At 68.2% G+C, this 18283-nt stretch carries 18 protein-coding genes; 14 read left to right on the top strand and 4 right to left on the bottom strand.

Going from position 1 to position 18283, the window contains the following annotated elements; translation table 11 throughout:
• Positions 1-29: 29 nt before the first annotated feature.
• The 3 genes from ACMGRF_RS01855 (at position 30) to ACMGRF_RS01845 (ending at position 2527) form a co-directional block, all read left to right on the top strand.
• Positions 30-992, top strand: a complete 963-nt coding sequence (locus ACMGRF_RS01855) for a LysR substrate-binding domain-containing protein (protein WP_049414506.1) — start codon at positions 30-32, stop codon at positions 990-992.
• 123 nt (positions 993-1115) lie between these two features.
• A complete protein-coding gene (rnk, locus tag ACMGRF_RS01850; protein ID WP_049414505.1) occupies positions 1116-1520 on the top strand; it encodes a nucleoside diphosphate kinase regulator in 405 nt (134 codons plus the stop codon).
• A gap of 50 nt (positions 1521-1570) precedes the next feature.
• Positions 1571-2527: a transaldolase gene (locus ACMGRF_RS01845; RefSeq protein ID WP_414485598.1), complete on the top strand. Its 957-nt coding sequence runs from the start codon at positions 1571-1573 to the stop codon at positions 2525-2527.
• A 659-nt stretch (positions 2528-3186) separates the two neighbouring features.
• On the opposite strand, the gene msrA is transcribed toward ACMGRF_RS01845, so the two are convergent.
• Complete coding sequence (msrA, locus tag ACMGRF_RS01840; RefSeq protein WP_049414503.1) at positions 3187-3852, bottom strand: peptide-methionine (S)-S-oxide reductase MsrA; 666 nt, start codon at positions 3850-3852, stop codon at positions 3187-3189.
• Between the two features lie 30 nt (positions 3853-3882).
• Entirely contained in the window at positions 3883-4146 is a 264-nt protein-coding gene (locus ACMGRF_RS01835; RefSeq protein WP_005415362.1) for a DUF2007 domain-containing protein, read from the bottom strand.
• A 179-nt stretch (positions 4147-4325) separates the two neighbouring features.
• Between ACMGRF_RS01835 and ACMGRF_RS01830 the strand changes: the two genes are divergently transcribed.
• The 6 genes from ACMGRF_RS01830 to ACMGRF_RS01805 all read left to right on the top strand — a co-directional run bounded on the left by ACMGRF_RS01830 (position 4326) and on the right by ACMGRF_RS01805 (position 9710).
• Complete coding sequence (locus ACMGRF_RS01830; RefSeq protein WP_049414482.1) at positions 4326-6074, top strand: glutamine--tRNA ligase/YqeY domain fusion protein; 1749 nt, start codon at positions 4326-4328, stop codon at positions 6072-6074.
• A 43-nt stretch (positions 6075-6117) separates the two neighbouring features.
• Positions 6118-6771, top strand: a complete 654-nt coding sequence (locus ACMGRF_RS01825; RefSeq protein WP_061478339.1) for a hypothetical protein — start codon at positions 6118-6120, stop codon at positions 6769-6771.
• A gap of 48 nt (positions 6772-6819) precedes the next feature.
• On the top strand, positions 6820-7542 hold the full coding sequence (locus ACMGRF_RS01820; RefSeq protein ID WP_414485597.1) for a DUF6348 family protein: 723 nt from the start codon (positions 6820-6822) through the stop codon (positions 7540-7542).
• A gap of 93 nt (positions 7543-7635) precedes the next feature.
• Complete coding sequence (locus tag ACMGRF_RS01815; protein ID WP_005415358.1) at positions 7636-8196, top strand: nucleoside deaminase; 561 nt, start codon at positions 7636-7638, stop codon at positions 8194-8196.
• Positions 8180-9247: a 23S rRNA (cytidine(2498)-2'-O)-methyltransferase RlmM gene (rlmM, locus tag ACMGRF_RS01810; RefSeq protein WP_049414485.1), complete on the top strand. Its 1068-nt coding sequence runs from the start codon at positions 8180-8182 to the stop codon at positions 9245-9247. Before ACMGRF_RS01815 ends, rlmM begins: the two co-directional genes overlap by 17 nt.
• Positions 9248-9311: 64 nt before the next feature.
• Positions 9312-9710 (top strand): hypothetical protein, encoded by a 399-nt coding sequence (locus tag ACMGRF_RS01805; protein ID WP_049440161.1) that lies wholly within the window; start codon positions 9312-9314, stop codon positions 9708-9710.
• A 68-nt stretch (positions 9711-9778) separates the two neighbouring features.
• On the opposite strand, the gene ACMGRF_RS01800 is transcribed toward ACMGRF_RS01805, so the two are convergent.
• Both ACMGRF_RS01800 and ubiH read right to left on the bottom strand, forming a co-directional pair.
• Complete coding sequence (locus tag ACMGRF_RS01800) at positions 9779-10960, bottom strand: UbiH/UbiF family hydroxylase (protein WP_414485596.1); 1182 nt, start codon at positions 10958-10960, stop codon at positions 9779-9781.
• A complete protein-coding gene (gene ubiH, locus ACMGRF_RS01795; RefSeq protein ID WP_414485595.1) occupies positions 10957-12165 on the bottom strand; it encodes a 2-octaprenyl-6-methoxyphenyl hydroxylase in 1209 nt (402 codons plus the stop codon). Before ubiH ends, ACMGRF_RS01800 begins: the two co-directional genes overlap by 4 nt.
• Positions 12166-12274: 109 nt before the next feature.
• On the opposite strand from ubiH, the gene ACMGRF_RS01790 reads away from it, so the two are divergent.
• The 5 genes from ACMGRF_RS01790 (at position 12275) to ACMGRF_RS01770 (ending at position 18280) form a co-directional block, all read left to right on the top strand.
• Positions 12275-12859 (top strand): hypothetical protein, encoded by a 585-nt coding sequence (locus ACMGRF_RS01790; RefSeq protein WP_005415353.1) that lies wholly within the window; start codon positions 12275-12277, stop codon positions 12857-12859.
• Positions 12860-12867: 8 nt separating this feature from the next.
• The gene (locus ACMGRF_RS01785) at positions 12868-13422 is read left to right on the top strand and encodes a cob(I)yrinic acid a,c-diamide adenosyltransferase (protein WP_049414489.1); all 555 of its coding nucleotides are present in this window, start codon (positions 12868-12870) and stop codon (positions 13420-13422) included.
• Positions 13423-13431: 9 nt separating this feature from the next.
• Positions 13432-14370, top strand: coding sequence for a histone deacetylase family protein (locus ACMGRF_RS01780; protein WP_099487841.1), 939 nt, complete (start codon positions 13432-13434; stop codon positions 14368-14370).
• Between the two features lie 89 nt (positions 14371-14459).
• Positions 14460-16940, top strand: a complete 2481-nt coding sequence (lptD, locus tag ACMGRF_RS01775) for an LPS-assembly protein LptD (protein WP_080352929.1) — start codon at positions 14460-14462, stop codon at positions 16938-16940.
• Positions 16937-18280, top strand: a complete 1344-nt coding sequence (locus ACMGRF_RS01770; protein WP_049414492.1) for a peptidylprolyl isomerase — start codon at positions 16937-16939, stop codon at positions 18278-18280. Before lptD ends, ACMGRF_RS01770 begins: the two co-directional genes overlap by 4 nt.
• Positions 18281-18283: the final 3 nt, after the last annotated feature.

The raw sequence follows: 18283 nt of genomic DNA, 5'->3' as shown, positions 1-18283 counted from the left end.
AGCCGGTCCGTTACCCCTGGGGTGTAAGGATGAACCTACGTGATCTGAAGTACCTGGTAGCCCTGGCCGACCACAAGCATTTCGGCCGGGCTGCCGCTTCCTGCTTTGTCAGCCAGCCGACGTTGTCCACGCAGATCCGCAAGCTGGAGGAAGAGCTCGGCCTGCCGCTGGTGGAACGCGCACCGCGCAAGGTGATGCTGACCCCCGCTGGCCAGGAAGCAGCAGCACGGGCACGGGTGATCGTGTCCGAAGTGGAACAGCTGAAGGAAGCGGCGCGACGCAGCCGCGATCCGGAAGCCGGCACGGTGCGCCTGGGGATCTTCCCGACCCTCGGCCCATACCTGCTGCCGCATGTGATCCCGCGCATCCGCGAGCGCTTCCCGGAGCTGGAACTGCTGCTGGTCGAGGAGAAGAGCGACGTGCTGCTGGACCGCCTGCGCGAAGGCAAGCTCGATGCTGCATTGCTGGCGCTGCCGGTGATCGACGACCAGCTGCATGCCGAGTTCCTGTTCGAGGAACCGTTCCTGCTGGCCGTCTCCGGTCGCCACCCGCTGGCCCGTCGCGAGCACCTGGACGTGCAGGAACTGGCCACGCAGAAGCTGCTGCTGCTGGAGGACGGCCATTGCCTGCGCGACCAGGCGCTGGAAGTCTGTCGCCTGTTCGGCGCCAACGAGAAGTCCGAGTTCCGCGCCACCAGTCTGGAAACGCTGCGGCAGATGGTCGCCGCCGACGTCGGCATCACCCTGCTGCCGAGCCTGTCGGTGCAGCCGCCAGTGCCGCGCTCGAACAACATCCGCCTGCTCGACTTCACCGGCGAAGGCCGTCCCAGCCGCCGCATCGCCATGATCTGGCGCCGCAGCTCGGCCATGAACGACTTCCTGATGGACCTGGCCGACCAGTTCAAGCGTCTGCCGCAGGCGCTGTTCACGCTGGAAGCGCTCGATGCCGGCAGCGATGCACCGGCCCTGCCCGGCCCCGCGCTGAACGGCTGAGCCCCCGCAGTACCGGCCTGGAATCGGCAGGAGTCGATTCCGGCCGCATTTGTCCCCACAATACAGACAGGCGGCGCCAGCAGGTGCCGCCTTTTGCATGGCTTTCAACCAAGGAGCTTCACCATGAACACCGCCAGCGGCCTGCCGCCGTCGATCACCGTTTCTACCTTCGACATGGACCGCCTGGACGCCATGCTCGAATCTCCCGCGCTGAGCCAGACGCCTGCCGCGCTCGCGCTTGCTGAAGAACTCAACCGGGCCACCGTGCTGGCACCGGACCAGATTCCCGAAGGCATCGTCATGATGCATTCGCGCGTGGAGTGCGAAGATGAGGTGTCGGGCGAGAAGCACGTCCTGACCCTGGTCTTCCCCCGCGAAGCCAACGTCGATGAAGGCAAGGTTTCCGTGCTGGCCCCGGTCGGCAGTGCCCTGCTCGGCCTTTCGATCGGCCAGAGCATCGACTGGACCGCGCCCGGCGGCCGCAAGCTGCGCCTGCGCGTGACCGCGGTCCACAACGACCGCCCCTGATTACCGCTGCGCACCGCGCGCGATTCGATCCCCCTGCCCCAGGAGCCGTAATGAGTACCCCGTCCAAACTGTCCCAGCTGCGCGAACTGTCCGTGGTCGTTGCCGATACCGGTGACTACGAGGCGATCAAGCGCCTGCAGCCGGTGGACTGCACCACCAACCCGACCCTGGTGAAGAAGGCGCTGGACCTGCCGGTCTACGCCGAGCTGATCGAACGCGAACTGGCCTGGGGCCGCCAGCAGACGGGCGACCGCGAAGCCGTGGTGCACGCCGTGGCCGACCGCCTGACCATCGGCGTCGGCGCGCTGCTGAGCACGCTGGTACCGGGCCGGGTGTCCACCGAGGTGGATGCCGACCAGGCGCACGACACCGCCGCCACCGTGGCCAAGGCCCGCCAGTTCATCCAGATGTACGCCGACGCCGGCGTGCCGCGCGAGAAGATCCTGATCAAGATCGCCGCGACCTGGGAAGGCGTGGAAGCCGCGCGCATCCTGCAGGCCGAGGGGATCGACTGCAACCTGACCCTGATCTTCAACCCGACCCAGGCGCTGGCCTGCAGCGAAGCCGGCGCGTTCCTGATCTCGCCGTTCGTCGGCCGCATCCTGGACTGGTACGTGGCCAACGGCCAGACCCCGGCCAGCATCGACGAAGACCCGGGCGTGAAGTTCGTGCGTGGCGTGTACGCCGAATTCAAGCGTCGCGGTTCGCCGACGGTGGTGATGGGCGCCTCGTTCCGTTCTACCGCGCAGATCGAAGCGCTGGCCGGCTGCGACCGCCTGACCATTTCGCCGGACCTGCTGGAGAAGCTGGACGCCGACCACGGCGCGCTGCCGCGCAAGCTGGTGGCCGGTGCAGCGGACGGCGCGGCGGTGACCCCGATCGACGCGGCGAAGTTCGCAGCAGACCTGGCAGCCGATCCGATGGCCACCGAGAAGCTGGCGACCGGTATCGATGCGTTTGCCAAGGATCTGGAAGCACTGCGCGAGCGGATCCGCGCGGCACTGTGATTCCGGCCAACGGCTGAGCCCCTCGTGGCGGGTCGGTTGGTCGCGAAAGGCATGAAGCAACAGCCGTGCTGGGTCGGGCGGGTTGGGTTCGCGGGGGACGCCGTGAACCCGTCCATGGGGGCTTGGCCGCGGCATCCATGCCGCGGACACCCCCGCGAACCCAACCCGCCCGCCCTCTGACAGTTTCCGGTGGCCATCCGCCACGGAAGAAAGAAAGAAGAGCAACAGCGGGTCGCGCGCTTCGCTTGCTCGCAGCCGAGCATGGCTCCGCTCTACAGAAAGCACTGCAGGACCAAACAAAAAGGACGCGGCGAACGCCGCGTCCTTTTTCTTTTCCATCAGTTCGTCACCAACCAATGCTCTTGCCCACCGTCACCGGGAAACTGTCGAAGGTGGGACGGGGGCGGCTGGCAGGACCGTTGGAGCCTTGGGCCCGAGGCATGCCTCGGGCGGGTTGGGCAGGACGCCCAACCCCGGTCTTGCCGTGTGCGCAGGACAGCGCACACGAGCAAGGCGCCATCGAGCCCCCAGGGACGGGTTCACGGCGTGTCCTGCCAACCCACACCGCCCCACCCAACAATCAGCAACCCAGAGCCGCTTTGGCTTTGGCTTTGGCTTTCAGCCGTTGACGTTGCCCGCCGCAGGCGGACCACCGCGCGTCAGCGCGGCCCCTCCACATCCAACCCGATCGGGCAGCTCACGCCGGTGCCGCCGATGCCGCAGTAGCCGTTCGGGTTCTTCGCCAGGTACTGCTGGTGGTAGTCCTCGGCGTAGTAGTACGCCGGTGCCGGGTACACGATCTCGGTGGTGATCGGGCCGTAGCCGGCCGCGGCCAGCTGCGCCTGGTAGGCCTCGCGGCTGGCCAGCGCGGCCTTGTACTGGGCCTCGTCGGTGGCATGGATCGCCGAACGGTACTGGGTGCCGGTGTCGTTGCCCTGACGCATGCCCTGGGTCGGGTCGTGGCTTTCCCAGAACAGCTGCAGCAGCCGCTCCAGGCTCACCACCGCCGGGTCGAACACCACCTGCACCACTTCGGTGTGGCCGGTCAGGCCCGAGCAGACCTCTTCATAGGTCGGGTTCGGCGTGATGCCACCTGCATAGCCGACCGAGGTGCTGTACACGCCCGGCTCGGTCCAGAACTTGCGCTCGGCGCCCCAGAAACAGCCCAGCGCAAAGCGGATCTGCTGCAGGCCGGCGAAACGGTCCTTCAACGGATGGCTGTTCACGAAGTGCTGGTTGCTGTGCAGCGGCAGCGGCTGGTCACGCCCCGGTAGCGCCTCTTCCGGACGGGGCAGGCGCTGCTTGAAGGCGCCGATGCCGAGGATGCCCTGGCCAATTCCCAACATGATGCGCTCCTACGCCGGAAGGCCGGCAATGTCGTCTGCATCGGAAATGGGGTCGGACGGGGCCTGGCCCAAGTCCAGCGCCGCCACGATGTCCTCGGCCTGCGGCCGCGCCGCATCGGGGATGCCGACCCGCAACACGCCAAACAGCGGCAGCTCTCCCATCCCGCCCAGCAGCTGCTCGCCGAACACGAAGGCCGGGATGCCGGCGTCTTCCAGCGCGTGCTTGACCAGATGGGCGTCGAACAGGTTGTCGGCCTTGTACACGATGTGCATGTGGCGGCTCCTCGGGGCAAGGGTCCAGCATACGCCTGGGGGCTGAATGGTGGCGGTGACAGCCGGATGCCGGCCATGCAGGTAGTGCCGGCCGCTGGCCGGCATACCATACCCCGCCGGGCAACCCCGCCCGGTACGCGCTAGACTGTTGGTCTTTCTGCCTTTCTTTTCGCCGACTCATGTCCGAGCACACCCCCGCCAGCCCCGAGACCCCCGCCGACAGCCACGAGAAGCGCGATTTCATCCGCCAGATCGTGCGCGAGGACCTGGCCAGCGGAAAGCACCAGGCGATCAAGACCCGCTTCCCGCCCGAGCCGAACGGCTACCTGCACATCGGCCATGCCAAGTCGATCTGCCTGAACTTCGGCATCGCCGGTGAATTCAGCGGCGTCTGCAACCTGCGCTTCGATGACACCAACCCGGCCAAGGAAGATCCGGAATACGTAGCCGCGATCCAGGACGACGTGCGCTGGCTGGGCTTCAGCTGGAACGAGCTGCGCCACGCCTCGGACTACTTCCAGGCCTACTACCTGGCCGCCGAGAAGCTGATCGAACAGGGCAAGGCCTATGTCTGCGACCTGTCGGCCGAAGAAGTGCGCGCCTACCGCGGCACCCTGACCGAACCGGGCCGCCCGTCGCCGTGGCGCGACCGCAGCATCGAGGAGAACCTCGACCTGTTCCGCCGCATGCGCGCCGGTGAATTCCCCGATGGCGCGCGCACCCTGCGCGCGAAGATCGACATGGCCAGCGGCAACATCAACCTGCGCGATCCGGCGCTGTACCGCATCAAGCACGTCGAGCACCAGAACACCGGCAACGCGTGGCCGATCTACCCGATGTACGACTTCGCGCATGCACTGGGCGATTCGATCGAGGGCATCACCCACTCGCTGTGCACGCTGGAATTCGAAGACCACCGACCGCTGTACGACTGGTGCGTGGACAACGTCGATTTCGCCCATGACGACGCGCTGACCCAGCCGCTGGTCGATGCCGGGCTGCCACGCGAAGCGGCCAAGCCGCGGCAGATCGAGTTCTCGCGCCTGAACATCAACTACACGGTGATGAGCAAGCGCAAGCTGATGGCGCTGGTCACCGAACAGCTGGTGGACGGCTGGGAAGACCCGCGCATGCCGACCCTGCAGGGCCTGCGCCGCCGTGGCTACACCCCGGCCGCGATGCGCCTGTTCGCCGAGCGTGTGGGCATCAGCAAGCAGAATTCGCTGATCGACTTCAGCGTGCTGGAAGGCGCACTGCGCGAGGACCTGGACAGCGCCGCGCCGCGCCGCATGGCGGTGGTCGATCCGGTCAAGCTGGTGCTGACCAACCTGCCGGAAGGCCACGAAGAACTGCTGACCTTCAGCAACCACCCGAAGGACGAGAGCTTCGGCAGCCGCGAAGTTCCGTTCGCCCGCGAAGTGTGGATCGATCGCGAGGACTTCGCTGAAGTGCCGCCGAAGGGCTGGAAGCGCCTGGTCCCGGGCGGCGAAGTGCGCCTGCGCGGCGCCGGCATCATCCGCTGCGACGAAGTGATCAAGGATGCCGACGGCACCATCACCGAACTGCGCGGCTGGCTCGATCCGGAATCGCGTCCGGGCATGGAAGGCGCCAACCGCAAGGTCAAGGGCACCATCCACTGGGTCAGCGCCGTGCACGGCGTGCCGGCCGAGATCCGCCTGTACGACCGCCTGTTCTCGGTGCCGAACCCGGACGACGAATCGGAAGGCAAGACCTACCGCGACTACCTGAACCCGGAATCGCGCCGTACTGTCACCGGCTATGTCGAGCCGGCCGCAGCCAGCGCCGCTCCGGAACAGTCGTTCCAGTTCGAGCGCACCGGCTATTTCGTTGCCGATCGCCGCGACCACACCGAAGCCAAGCCGGTGTTCAACCGCAGCGTGACCCTGCGCGACACCTGGTCGGCCTGAGGACCTGCGCGGGCGCCGGGATGGCGCCCGCACGACCGCGACGATGATCACCGCCCTGTCCGCCCTGCTCTGGTTCATCTCGCAGCATCCGCTGCTGACGTTCTTTTCGGCAATGGTGCTGGCCGGGCTGGTCTCGTGGTGGCGGCGCTTTCCGGGCTACGCCATCGTGGTGTTCCCGCTGGCGATGCTCAACATGTTCCTCGGCCACTTCCTCAATGCCGCCTTCCTCAACGTGGTGGGCGAGCGTGGTGAAGCGGTTATCGTCAAGGCCGAGCGAACCAGCTCGACGCTCAACGAACAGTACATCTGGCGCTACGAAGGGGTGCTGCGTACCGCCGAGGGCCGCGATGTGGAAGTGGTGTTCCACACCAACACCGCCTCGCTGTGGCCGCTGGAAAACGCCATCCGCATCCCGGCGCGCGACCAGCCGTTCGTGGTCAAGTACACGCCGGGTTTCCCGCGCAACTTCGTCATCCTCACCAACGAATCACCCCACGGCATTGCCCAGGCCCAGGCCAGTGCGCGCGAGCGCGTGGAGGTAGCGGCGCGCAAGCTGCACTTCAGCCCGGGCAATGCCGAGTTCCGCGCGGACTATCGCCGCGAACTCGAAAGCTGGCTGCGCGACCACGGCAACGACCCGCAGCAGCAGTCTGACGCGCAGCGGTATCGCGCCGAACTTGACGCGCTCGACCGCTAGCACCAGGCCCGGCCTGGATGCTCCACCCGATCCATCCAAAGGCCTGACATGACCACGACGTCCATCGCCCTCCTCCCACTGCTGCAGCAGGCCCTGCAGGACGCCGGCACCGCCAGCCGCGTCGACGGCAACGCGCTGCTGCTGGACAGCGGACTGCGCCTGACCCCGCATGCGATGGCCGCACACGCGCGCGACAACGGCGGCTGGCAGACCTCCACCGTCGTCGAAAGCCAGCATCCGCGGCTGTTCGCCGATGGCCTGTTCGAGTACCAGCACGCCAACGGTACCGATGAGCAGGCATCGCTGCTGTCCGGCTTCCAGGCCTGGGTACGGGTAGACCTTGCGACCCTGCAGACCGCGATCGGCGCCGAAGACGCGCAGGGGCTGCCGATGATGGGCCTGACCTATCCGGCCGGCGATGACGGCCAGGAACACGAACGCACCGTGGTGCTGGGTCCGCTGGCGCATTACCGCGAGCACGAGGTGGACGCCAGCAGCTGCAGCGAGGACGACCATGGGTCCTGTCCGTGCTGCCTGTTCACCAGGAGCATGGACGCCTTCGACGAGCTGCTGAAGGCGCGCCCGTTCCTGGCCATCCGCCTGTTCGCCTCGCGCGATGCCGATGGCCTGTGCGAGGCCGACTGCCGGGTCAACGGCCACGACTTCCCTGCGGCCCTGCCCCTGCTGCGTGCCTATGCTGCGCGCTGGCCGCAGGCCGGGCTGGAATTCCGCAAGCAGTACGTCGTCGTCTGCAACGACATTGAAGACTGAGCAGACACCTCAGGTGCACCCCTGTGCCGCTACACTGCGCTCCGGTTTCCCAAGCAACCGCACTTTTCCCATCCCACACGAGGCACCCCCGCGATGCTGTACGCGCAAGTCCACCTGACCCTTCCCGCCTGGATCCACGACCAGATCGACCTGGATCGTCGATATCCGGGCGATGAGGCCAAGGTCGCGCTGGCGATCGAGCTGTCGCGGCTGAACGTCGAGCACGCCAGTGGCGGCCCGTTCGGCGCCGTGGTGTTCGGCCCGGATGACAAGGTGATCGCCGCCGGCGTGAACCGGGTGATGCCGCACGCCACTTCGCTGGCGCATGCCGAGAACATGGCCTACATGCTGGCCCAGCAACGCCTGCAGACCCCGCGCCTGAACGCGGTGCTGTCGCCGGTCACCCTGGCCACCAGCTCGCAGCCGTGCTGCCAGTGCTACGGCGCCACCGTGTGGGCCGGCATCGACCGCCTGCTGATCGGTGCCAGTGCAGCCGATGTCGAAGAACTGACTCCGTTCGACGAAGGCCCGCTGCCGGCCGACTGGGTCGGCGAGCTCAACAAGCGTGGCATCGAAGTGGTGCAGGGCCTGAACCGCGACGCCGCGCGCAGCGTGCTGCGTGCCTATGGGGAAAGCGATGGCGCCCGTTACTGAAACCGGCATCGGCCTGCTGTGCCTGTGCCGGCAGGGTTTCGAGCCCGAGCTGGCCGGCGAACTGCAGTTCCGTGCCGGCGAAGCCGGTTTCGCCGGTTATGCCCGCACCCAGCGCAATGACGGCTACGTGCTTTTCATGTGCGACGAGGCCGCGGCGCTGGCACCGCGCCTGCGCTGGCGCGAACTGATCTTCGCGCGCCAGAAGCTGGTGGTGCTGGCCGAGCTGCCACAGCTGGATCCGGCCGACCGCATCACGCCGATGCTGGAGGTGCTGGCCGATGCGCCGCGCTTCGGCGACCTGTGGGTGGAGCATCCCGATTCCGACGCTGGCAAGCCGTTGTCCGGGCTGGCGCGTGCCTTTGGCAATGCACTGCGCCCGGCGCTGCGCAAGGCCGGCAAGCTCAGCGACAAGCCGAACACCCGCCTGCCGCGCCTGCATGTGGTGTTCGTCGACGGTACCCATGCCTTCGTCTGCGTGGCCGACCCGGCCGACAGCGCGCCGTGGGCACTGGGCATTCCGCGCCTGAAGCTGCTGCCCGAAGCGCCTTCGCGTTCGGCGCTGAAGCTGGACGAAGCGCTGCTGACCCTGCTGACGCCGGAAGAACGCGAGACGCTGGCCAAGCCCGGCATGCGTGCGGCCGACCTGGGCGCCGCCCCCGGCGGCTGGACCTGGGTGCTGACCCGCCAGCACATGCACGTGCTGAGCATCGACAATGGCCCGCTGCGCCAGCACGTGCTGGACACCGGCCTGGTCGAGCACCTGCGCGCCGATGGCTTCCACTGGCATCCGGAACAGCCGCTGGACTGGATGGTCTGCGACATGGTCGAGCAGCCGCGCCGCGTCGCCGAACGCATGGCCACCTGGTTCCGCGAAGGCTGGTGCAGGCATGCGATCTTCAATCTGAAGCTGCCGATGAAGAAGCGCTGGGACGAGACCCGGCTGTGCCTGGACCTGTTCCAGGACCAGGCCGGGAAGGCGCTGGTGGTGCGTGCCAAGCAGCTGTATCACGATCGGGAAGAAATCACGGTGCTGGCCTCGCCGCTGCGCTGATCCGTCATCGGCGGCACAGGTTGCCGGGAGTACGCTCCCGGTACCCTCTGGCAAGGAGCCTGTCATGAACATTCCCCGTTCCGCCGTGCTGGCGGCCACCCTGCTGGCCTCGGTACCGGCGATGGCCCAGCATGGCCCGTCCACCCCCGCGCAGAGCCAGCCGCTGGGCCCGACCGGCGGCGCGATCCGTCAGCAGCCGCTGGATGCCGGCCGGGTCACCGGCAGCGTCGACATTCCGCAGCCGGTCGGCGAGGCACAGGTGACCGTGCGCTCGCTGGAACCCAGCAGCGTGGTTGGCCAGTACCGCATCCGCTTCAGCGACCTCGACGTGAATGGCGACGGTTTCATCAGCCGCGAGGAAGCACAGGCCAATCCGGCGCTGGCCGACGAATTCAATTCGCTGGACCGCAGGCACCGCGGCAAGCTGGACCGCACCGACCTGGCCGGCTGGCTGGTGGATTGAAAAAGGGGACGGAGGGGATTAAGTCGTATGTGCACAAACGACTTAATCCCCTCCGTCCCCTTTTTGCTTCAGACGCCGGCGGCGCGCTTCCAGAACGCCTGCACCAGCGGCGGCCATCGGCCGACGCAGCCCAGCGCACGGCCCCGGGCCAGGGTCAGGTGCATTTCGTCGTTGGAGAACAGGCGGTTGATCGCATCGAAGCTGTAGGCGGCGATGTGGTTGTCGCTGCGCCGTTCGCGTGCCCAGCGCTGCAGGCGCTGCGGCGACAGCCGCGGTTGGCCGCGGCGCTCTGCCGAGGGCGCCAGCCACTGCTGCAGGGCGGCGACATCACGCAGCCCCAGGTTCACGCCCTGCCCGGCCAGCGGATGCACCACATGCGCCGCGTCACCCAACGCCAGCACACGACCGGCCACGTAGTGACGGGCCAGCTGGCGGCGCAGCGGGAATGCCGCACGCGGTGAGGCCAGCCGCAGCTCACCCAGGCGTGCCGCGAAGGCGCGGGTCAGTTCGCGGTTGAAGCTGTCCTCGTCCAGTGCCAGGACACGCGCCGCCTCGTCCTCGGGCAGGGTCCAGACGATCGAGCTGCGGCGCTCGGCCACCGGCAGCAACGCCAGCGGCCCGCTCGGCAGGAAGCGCTGCCAGGCCGTGGCCTGGTTGGGAAGATCGCTGTCGACGTAGGCCACCACGCCACGCTGGTGGTAGTCATGGCGTTCCACCTCGATCCCGGCCAGCTGGCGCAGGGTCGATTCGGCGCCGTCGGCGGCCACCGCCAACGCCGCTTCCAGGCGACGCCCGTCGTCCAGGCGCAGGCGCACGCCATCCTCATCCTGCTCCAGCGCGTCCACCCGTGCCGGGCAGTGCAGCTGCACACCCGCCGCCGGCAGCGCCGACCACAGGCGGTCCTGCAGCAGCCCGTTCTCGACGATGTAGCCCAGTTCGCGACGGCCGAAGCGATCGGCGTCGAACAGCAGATCCTCGCCACCGGCCGCGTCCCACACCTGCATGCGCCGGTAGGGCCATGCACGGGCCTGCGCGATCACCGGCCACACGCCCAGGCGGTTCAGCAGCTGTACGTTGTCGGCAGCGAAGGCGAACACGCGCAGGTCCGGCTGTGCGGCCTGCCACGGCGCCGGTTCGCGACCTTCCACCAGCGCGACCGACAGGCCAGCATCAGCCAACGCAAGCGCACAGGCGGCACCGACCACGCCACCGCCAACGATGGCCACATCAAGACGCGCACGCCGGCTCATGCCGCTTCTCCACGGCACAGCCGCGGCACCTCGCCGCGGAAGCCCATCGCGCCACCGACCAGCATCGACTGCACCGAGGCGCGCTGCGCGGCCACCAGGCCGAGGCTGCGCAGCGGCCGCATCAGCGGCGCCGGATTGCTGGTCAGGCGCGCCAGCCCGCCGGAGAATGCCACCGTCTGCCGGCGGTCCTCCTCGCGGCGCGCGACATAGGCCTGCAGCAGTGCATCGCTGCCGGCATCCTCACGCGCATCCTCCAGCAGTTCGGCCAGGGTCAGCGCATCGCGCAGGCCAAGGTTGAAGCCCTGCGCACCCAGCGGATGGATGGTCTGCGCGGCATTGCCGAGCAGCACCGCACGCTCTCCGGCCAGCGCGCGCGCCAGCACCTGGATGAGCGGATACGCACTGCGCGGGCCGGATTCGAGCAGCCGGCCTGCGCGCCAGCCGATCGCGTTCTGCAGGCGTTGCAGCCAAGCCGCATCGTCCAGCGCCATCACCGCATCGGCCTGGTCGCGCGCAACACCGTGCACGGTGCCGAAGTGGCGATCGCCACGCGGCAGCAGGGCGGTCGGGCCGGTATCGGTGAAGCGCTCCCAGGCGGTGCCGTCCGGCGCACGCTGGCTGCGCACGCGGGCCACGAACAGGGTCTGCCGGAAATCATGGCGGTCGACCTCGATGCCCAGCGCGCCGCGCACGCCACTGGTCGTGCCATCGGCCCCCACCACCAGCCGGGCCAGCAGCACGCGCTCGCCGGTCTCGTCGGCCACCCGCACCTGGCGGTAGCCGTCGACCACCTCGCCCAGGCCCAGGAAGCGCATCGGCCGGTAGCGCCGCAGCCGCGGCAGCTCCTGCAGGCGCGCTTCCAGCGCCTGGCCGAAGTCCCGCGCCACCACTACCTGGCCGAACCACGGCCGGTCGTAGTCGGAAGCCTCCAGCTGCACGCGGCCGAAGTCGCCGGCGCGGCTGACGTGGATGCGGCGGATCGGGCCCGGCGCCATCGCCAGCTTCTGCATGACCCCCAACGCGGTCAGCGCATTGACCGTGGCAGCGGCAAAACTGAGGTTGCGCTGGTCGAACACCGCTGGCAGCTCGCCGGCCGGGCTGGCCTCGAGCAGGCCCACATCGCGGCCCAGGCGGTCCAGGGCGATGGCCAGGCTGGCACCGACCAGGCCACCACCGACGATCAGCACGTCATGTCGTTCACTCATGATGTTCATGATACGCGCTCGCCCTGCCCGAACACCCAACACCACCCGACCTGCGCCAACCGGCGCGGCGGGCTAGAATGAAACCTGAATCCGCTCCGGGCCCGCTGCCATGTCCGCCACCGCCAACCGCGCCTTCGTCCTGTCCGTCCTCGTGCTGTTGCTGGCGGCGACCCGGGTCAACCACTTCGCGGCGATCCCCGATGCCTCCTGGGCGGTGTTCTTCATCGGTGGCTTCTACCTGGCCACGTGGACACGCTGGGCGTTTCCGCTGCTGATGGTGTTCGCCGTGCTGGTGGACTGGATCGTGATCCGCAGCAGCGGCCTGGATTTCTGGCAGCACTACTGCGTGTCGCCGGGTTACTGGCTGCTGCTGCCGGCGTACTTCTCGCTGTGGGCCGGCGGCATGCTGCTGGGCCGCAACTACCAGGGCGCGCGCTGGCCGGTGCTGGCCAAGGGTGCGCTGCTGCTGGTGGCGTCGGTGGCGGTCTGCCACCTGCTGGCGCAGGGCGGCTTCTACTGGACCACCCGCAACGTCGCCGAGCCGACGCTGGCCGGCTGGGCGCAGAACTACGCACAATGGTTCGGCCCCTACCTGCGCACCACCGCGATCTACGTGGCGCTGGCGGCGGCATTGCAGCTGGCGGTGGAGCAGGTACTGAAGCTCCAGCAGGCCCGCCGCGACATCCGGCACTGAGCCGCGCCATGGGTCATCGCCTCTCGCGCATCTACACCCGCACCGGCGACGACGGCAGTACCGGCCTCGGCGACGGCCAGCGCGTCGCCAAGGACGACGCCCGGGTGGCGTCCTACGGCACCGTCGATGAAGCCAACGCTGCGCTCGGCCTGCTGCTTGCCACCGCGCTGCCCGAGGATGTCCGCGCGCTGGTGGTGCATCTGCAGCACCAGCTGTTCGACCTGGGCGCCGAGCTCTGCATCCCGGGCCACGCCGCCATCCACGCCGCCGATGTCTCGGCACTGGAACAGCAGCTGGACCACTACAACGCCCACCTGCCGATGTTGAAGGAGTTCATCCTGCCGGCCGGGGGCGAGGCCGCCGCACGCTGCCACCTGGCCCGCACCATCGTCCGCCGCGCCGAGCGCGAGACGGTCACCCTGGCCCGCCACGAAGCCGTGCGCAGCGAGGCGTTGCAGTACCTCAACCGGCTGTCGGACCTGTTGTTCGTGCTGGCCCGCGTACTGGCCCGCGCCGACGGCCATGGCGAAGCGCTGTGGCAGCCACAGCAGCGCCAGCGCTGAGTCGGCACGATGCTGGTCTTCACCCATCCGTCCTGCCTGCTGCATGACCCCGGCCCTGGCCATCCGGAGTGCCCGCAACGCCTGCAGCATGTGCTCGATGCCCTGCACACCGCGTTCCCCGGCCAGCTGGACTGGCGCGAGGCGCCGCCGGCCAAGTTCGGCGAACTGACCCGGGTCCACGACAGCGCCCTGCTCGACTTCGTGCTGCAGCCGCAGACCGCGCCGCTGCGCCAGCTGGACATGGACACCTGGACCTCGCCGGGCTCGGCCAGTGCCGCCGTGCACGCCGCCGGCGCCGGGGTGGCGGCGGTCGATGCGGTGATGCTGGGCGAGGACCCGCTGGCCTTCTGCGCGGTGCGGCCCCCGGGCCACCACGCTACCAGCAGCACGGCGATGGGCTTCTGCCTGCTCAACAACATCGCCATCGCCGCCGCCTATGCCCGTGACCGCCATGGGCTGGAGCGGATCGCAGTGGTCGATTTCGATGTCCACCATGGCAACGGCACCCAGGACATCTTCCAGCACGACGCCCGGGTCTCCTACTACAGCACCCACCAGGCCGGGCTGTTCCCCAATTCGGGCCTGCGCCGCGACCGCGGTGCCGGCAACCTGATGAACATCCTGCTGCCCCCCGGCAGTGGCGGTTTCCGCTTCCGCAACGTGTGGGCCGACGAGATGCTGCCGGCCATCGACGACTTCCGCCCGCAGCTGCTGCTGATCTCGGCCGGCTTCGATGCCCACCTGCGCGACCCGCAGGCCGACCTGATGCTGGAAACCGATGATTTCGCCTGGATCACCCGGGAACTGCATGCGCTGGCGCGCCGCCATGCGGCCGGCCGGGTGGTCTCGATGCTGGAAGGCGGCTATGACCTGCAGGCGCTTGCCGAGTGCAGCGTGGCCCATGTCCGGGCCCTGCTGCCGCCCCCTCCCGGCAGCGTCTCCGGATGAACCCGAACCGGCAGGCTCCGGCGTCCTTCATTGCCCCTATGCAAGGGATGGGGCAAGCTACCGTCCGTTTTCGCCCGAATCCGAACCGCGTGCGCCGAGCCCTCCGCCTGCTTCCCCTGCCTCTGAGCATCGCCATCTGCCTGCCGGCAATGGCCGATGAAAAGCCGCTCAACTGGGGCCTGTGCCCGGCTACCGACGTGATTCCCGCGTTCACCGATGCCCCCACCCCGGTCCCGGGGCAGGACAAGGCGGCCGCCAGCGCTGCGCGCGAGCAGCAGCCGACCGACATCGAGGGTGACCAGCTGCTGGGCACGACCACCGTGCCGCAGTACGAAGGCAACGTGGCCCTGCGCCGCGGCGACCAGTTCGTCGGCACCGACAAGCTCAGCTTCGATACCGAGAGCGGCAACTACATCGCCGACGGCAATGTCCGCTACCAGGACTCCTCGATCCGCATGGTCGCCAAGCGCGCCGAGGGCAACCAGGAAAGCGACACCCACAAGATCACCGACATCAAGTACCAGCTGGTGTCGCGCCGCGGCAACGGCGATGCCGAGTCGGTTGACCTGCAGGGCGCGGTCGGCCAGATGCACCGCTCCACCTACACCACCTGCGACCCGTCACAGCCGGTGTGGAAGCTGTCGGCGCCGCAGATCGAAGTGGACAACGACGAGGGCTTCGGTACCGCCCGCAACGCCGTGCTGCGGATCGGCAAGGTGCCGGTGCTGTGGGCGCCGTACTTCAAGTTCCCGATCGATGACCGGCGCAAGACCGGCCTGCTGTTCCCGCAGCTGGGCATGTCCGGACGCAACGGTTTCGACTACGCACAGCCGATCTACTTCAACCTGGCGCCGAACTACGACGACACGTTGACCCCGCGCTACATGAGCCGGCGCGGCCTGATGCTCGACAACGAGTTCCGCTATCTCTACAACGGCGGCCGCGGCGAACTGCTGACCGCGTTCATGCCCAATGACAAGCTGCGCGACCGCGACCGCGGCCGGGTGATGTTCAGCGGTTACCACAACGTGGACAGCCACTGGCAGGCCCGCGCCAACCTGGCCTGGGTCAGTGACGAGCGCTATGTCGAGGACTTCGCCAACCGCCTGGTCGGGGTGACTGCCTCGAACCTGCAGAGCACCGTGGGCCTGTACGGCACCGGCAGGAACTGGACGGCCGGCATCATGGCCGACCGCTGGCAGCTGACCGACTACACGCTCAATGAAAGCGCGCTGCCGTACAACCGCCAGCCGCGCCTGTACCTCAACTGGGACAAGCCGGTCCTGCCGTGGCTGGAAACCGGCATCTATGCCGAAGCCGTGCGCTTCACCCACGACGACATCAACTTCAAGTACGGCGCCGATGCGGGGCCCGACCTGCAGTACACGCGCAACGGCCAGACCCAGCGCATGTACGGCGGCTCGCGCCTGGACGTGAAGCCGTACGTGTCGTTCCCGATCAGTGGCGCGGCCTGGTACGTCACCCCGACCCTGGCCTACCGCTACACCGGCTACGACCTGGACCAGGGCCTCGCTGACAGCGTCCGCCGCAACGTGCTGGCCTCGCAGGGCATCGACCCGAACACCGCCACGCCGGAGCAGCTGCGCGGCAACAAATCGCCCAGCCGCAGCCTCCCGATCGGGAGCATCGACGCCGGCCTGTTCTTCGATCGCGAGACCACCATCGGCGGCAAGTCATTCCTGCACACGCTGGAACCGCGCCTGTTCTACCTGCGCACGCCGTACCGCAACCAGGACGAGCTGCCGATCTTCGATACCCGTGACTTCACCTTCAGCTGGGGCCAGCTGTTCCGCGACTCGCGCTACACCGGCGCCGACCGCCAGAACGATGCCAACCAGCTGACCCTGGCACTGGGCACCCGCTTCATCGACCAGACCACCGGCAAGGAACGCTTCTCGGCTGCCATCGGCCAGATCCAGTACTTCGACGAGTCGCGGGTGACCGTCACCCCGGGCGGCGCGCCGGTGGAAAAGGGCAAGTCGGCGTGGATCGCCGACGGCAACTACATGATCAACGACCGCTGGACCCTGGGTGCCACCTACCAGTGGGACCCGAAGTACAAGCGCGAGGATCTGGCCAGCGTCCGTGCCCGCTACCTGATGCCCAACGATGGCGTGATCAACCTCAGCTACCGCTACCGCATCAACTCGGGCGCCCCGGCCACCGCCAACAAGCACGACCGTACCCTGCTGGAACAGGCCGACCTGTCGTTCCTGTACCCGCTGAATGCGCGCTGGAGCCTGGTCGGCCGCTACTACTACTCGCTGCAGGACAAGGAACCGCTGGAAATCATCGCCGGCGTCCAGTGGGACAGCTGCTGCCTGGCCGTGCGTGCGGTCGCCCGCCGTTACGTCCGCAACCGCGAAGGCGAGATGAACAACGCCATCCAGCTGGAGTTCGTACTCAAGGGCCTGAGCTCCCTGGGGCAGGACACGGACCGTACCCTGCGCCGTGCTATCCTCGGCTACAACCGCGACGACCTCTATCTCGTGCCGCCGAGCAACACCGGGGCGACCCGGGATGACTACGATCCGAACCTGATCCCATGACCAAGCGCTTCCCCGTTCTTCTCGCCTCGCTGCTGGCGGTGTCCAGCGTGTCCGCCCCCCTGCAGGTGCTTGCCCAGGAGGCGCAGCCGCTTGACCGCATCGCTGCCGTCGTCGATGAGGACGTGATCCTGCAGAGCGAGCTCCAGCGCGCGATCGCCAACATCAAGGCGCAGTACGCCGGCCGTGAAAACCAGCTGCCGCCGGAAGACGTGCTCAGCCGCCAGGTGCTCGAACGCCTGGTGCTGGTCAAGCTGCAGGTGGCCCGCGCCCAGGGCAGTGGCATCCGTGTCAGCGACCAGGAGCTGAACCAGGCGATGAACGCCATCGCCCAGCAGAACGGTTCGAACCTGGATGCCCTGCGCCAGCGCCTGGCCCAGGACGGTATCGATTTCAACGATTTCCGCGCGTCGGTGCGTGACGAGATCACCGTGCAGCGCCTGCGCCAGAGCTTCGCGCAGAGCCGCATCAGCGTCAGCGAGGGTGAAGTCGACGCCGCGCTGAAGCAGCAGGCCACGGTAGGCAACCAGTACCACCTGGCGCACATCCTGATCGCCCTGCCCGACGGTGCCAACGCCGACCAGATCGCCACCGGCCAGAAGAAGGCCGATGGCGTGAAGGCCCTGCTGGACAAGGGCGAGCTGGACTTCAACGCGGCGGCCGTGCGCTATTCGGACAGCCCGAACGCACTGGAAGGCGGCGATCTGGGCTGGCGCAGCCTGGATGAAATCCCGCAGGCCTTTGCCCAGTTGATGGAAAAGATGAAGCCGGGCGAAGTGGTCGGCCCGATCCGCGGCCCGAGCGGCTTCCAGCTGCTGAAGCTGGTGGAAGTGCGTGACAGCAGTTCCGCCGCCGGTGAGCAGACGGTCACCGAGTTCCACGGCCGCCACATCCTGGTCCGCGTGGACGACCACCAGACCGATGCCGCTGCCAAGGCCAAGATCGACACCCTGCGTGCCCGCATTGCCGGCGGCGCCGACTTCCAGACCGTTGCCAGGGAGTCCTCCGAGGACAACAACAGCAAGGGCCAGGGCGGTGATCTCGGCTGGTTCCCGGCTGACGCGTTCGGCCCGGCCTTCGGCCAGCAGGTGAGTGGCCTGCAGGATGGTGGCGTCAGCCAGCCGTTCCGCACCGACGCCGGTTGGCACATCGTGCAGCGCGTGGCGACCCGCCAGACCGACGTGACCACCGACAACCAGCGTGCCCAGGTCCGCGAAACCATCGGCCGTCGCAAGCTGGAAGACGAGTACAACCGCTTCCTGCAGGAACTGCGTGGCGAAGCCTACGTCAGTTTCCGCAGCGGCGACCGCGCGGAAAACACCGCCACTCCGCCGCAGTCCTGACCG

This window comes from Stenotrophomonas sp. EMP41, from assembly GCF_047495535.1.
GTDB lineage: Bacteria > Pseudomonadota > Gammaproteobacteria > Xanthomonadales > Xanthomonadaceae > Stenotrophomonas > Stenotrophomonas sepilia.
This window is presented reverse-complemented; position numbering and strand designations above follow the sequence as displayed.

Bases quoted from the DNA above. Each gene is read 5' to 3' on its own strand.
- ubiH (WP_414485595.1), bottom strand. From the start codon at position 12,165: ATGAGTGAACGACATGACGTGCTGATCGTCGGTGGTGGCCTGGTCGGT.
- ACMGRF_RS01770 (WP_049414492.1), top strand. From the start codon at position 16,937: ATGACCAAGCGCTTCCCCGTTCTTCTCGCCTCGCTGCTGGCGGTGTCC.
- rlmM (WP_049414485.1), top strand. From the start codon at position 8,180: ATGGCGCCCGTTACTGAAACCGGCATCGGCCTGCTGTGCCTGTGCCGG.
- ACMGRF_RS01815 (WP_005415358.1), top strand. From the start codon at position 7,636: ATGCTGTACGCGCAAGTCCACCTGACCCTTCCCGCCTGGATCCACGAC.
- ACMGRF_RS01855 (WP_049414506.1), top strand. From the start codon at position 30: ATGAACCTACGTGATCTGAAGTACCTGGTAGCCCTGGCCGACCACAAG.
- ACMGRF_RS01800 (WP_414485596.1), bottom strand. From the start codon at position 10,960: ATGAGCCGGCGTGCGCGTCTTGATGTGGCCATCGTTGGCGGTGGCGTG.
- ACMGRF_RS01820 (WP_414485597.1), top strand. From the start codon at position 6,820: ATGACCACGACGTCCATCGCCCTCCTCCCACTGCTGCAGCAGGCCCTG.
- rnk (WP_049414505.1), top strand. From the start codon at position 1,116: ATGAACACCGCCAGCGGCCTGCCGCCGTCGATCACCGTTTCTACCTTC.
- ACMGRF_RS01825 (WP_061478339.1), top strand. From the start codon at position 6,118: ATGATCACCGCCCTGTCCGCCCTGCTCTGGTTCATCTCGCAGCATCCG.
- ACMGRF_RS01835 (WP_005415362.1), bottom strand. From the start codon at position 4,146: ATGCACATCGTGTACAAGGCCGACAACCTGTTCGACGCCCATCTGGTC.
- ACMGRF_RS01845 (WP_414485598.1), top strand. From the start codon at position 1,571: ATGAGTACCCCGTCCAAACTGTCCCAGCTGCGCGAACTGTCCGTGGTC.
- ACMGRF_RS01785 (WP_049414489.1), top strand. From the start codon at position 12,868: ATGGGTCATCGCCTCTCGCGCATCTACACCCGCACCGGCGACGACGGC.
- ACMGRF_RS01780 (WP_099487841.1), top strand. From the start codon at position 13,432: ATGCTGGTCTTCACCCATCCGTCCTGCCTGCTGCATGACCCCGGCCCT.
- ACMGRF_RS01790 (WP_005415353.1), top strand. From the start codon at position 12,275: ATGTCCGCCACCGCCAACCGCGCCTTCGTCCTGTCCGTCCTCGTGCTG.
- ACMGRF_RS01830 (WP_049414482.1), top strand. From the start codon at position 4,326: ATGTCCGAGCACACCCCCGCCAGCCCCGAGACCCCCGCCGACAGCCAC.
- ACMGRF_RS01805 (WP_049440161.1), top strand. From the start codon at position 9,312: ATGAACATTCCCCGTTCCGCCGTGCTGGCGGCCACCCTGCTGGCCTCG.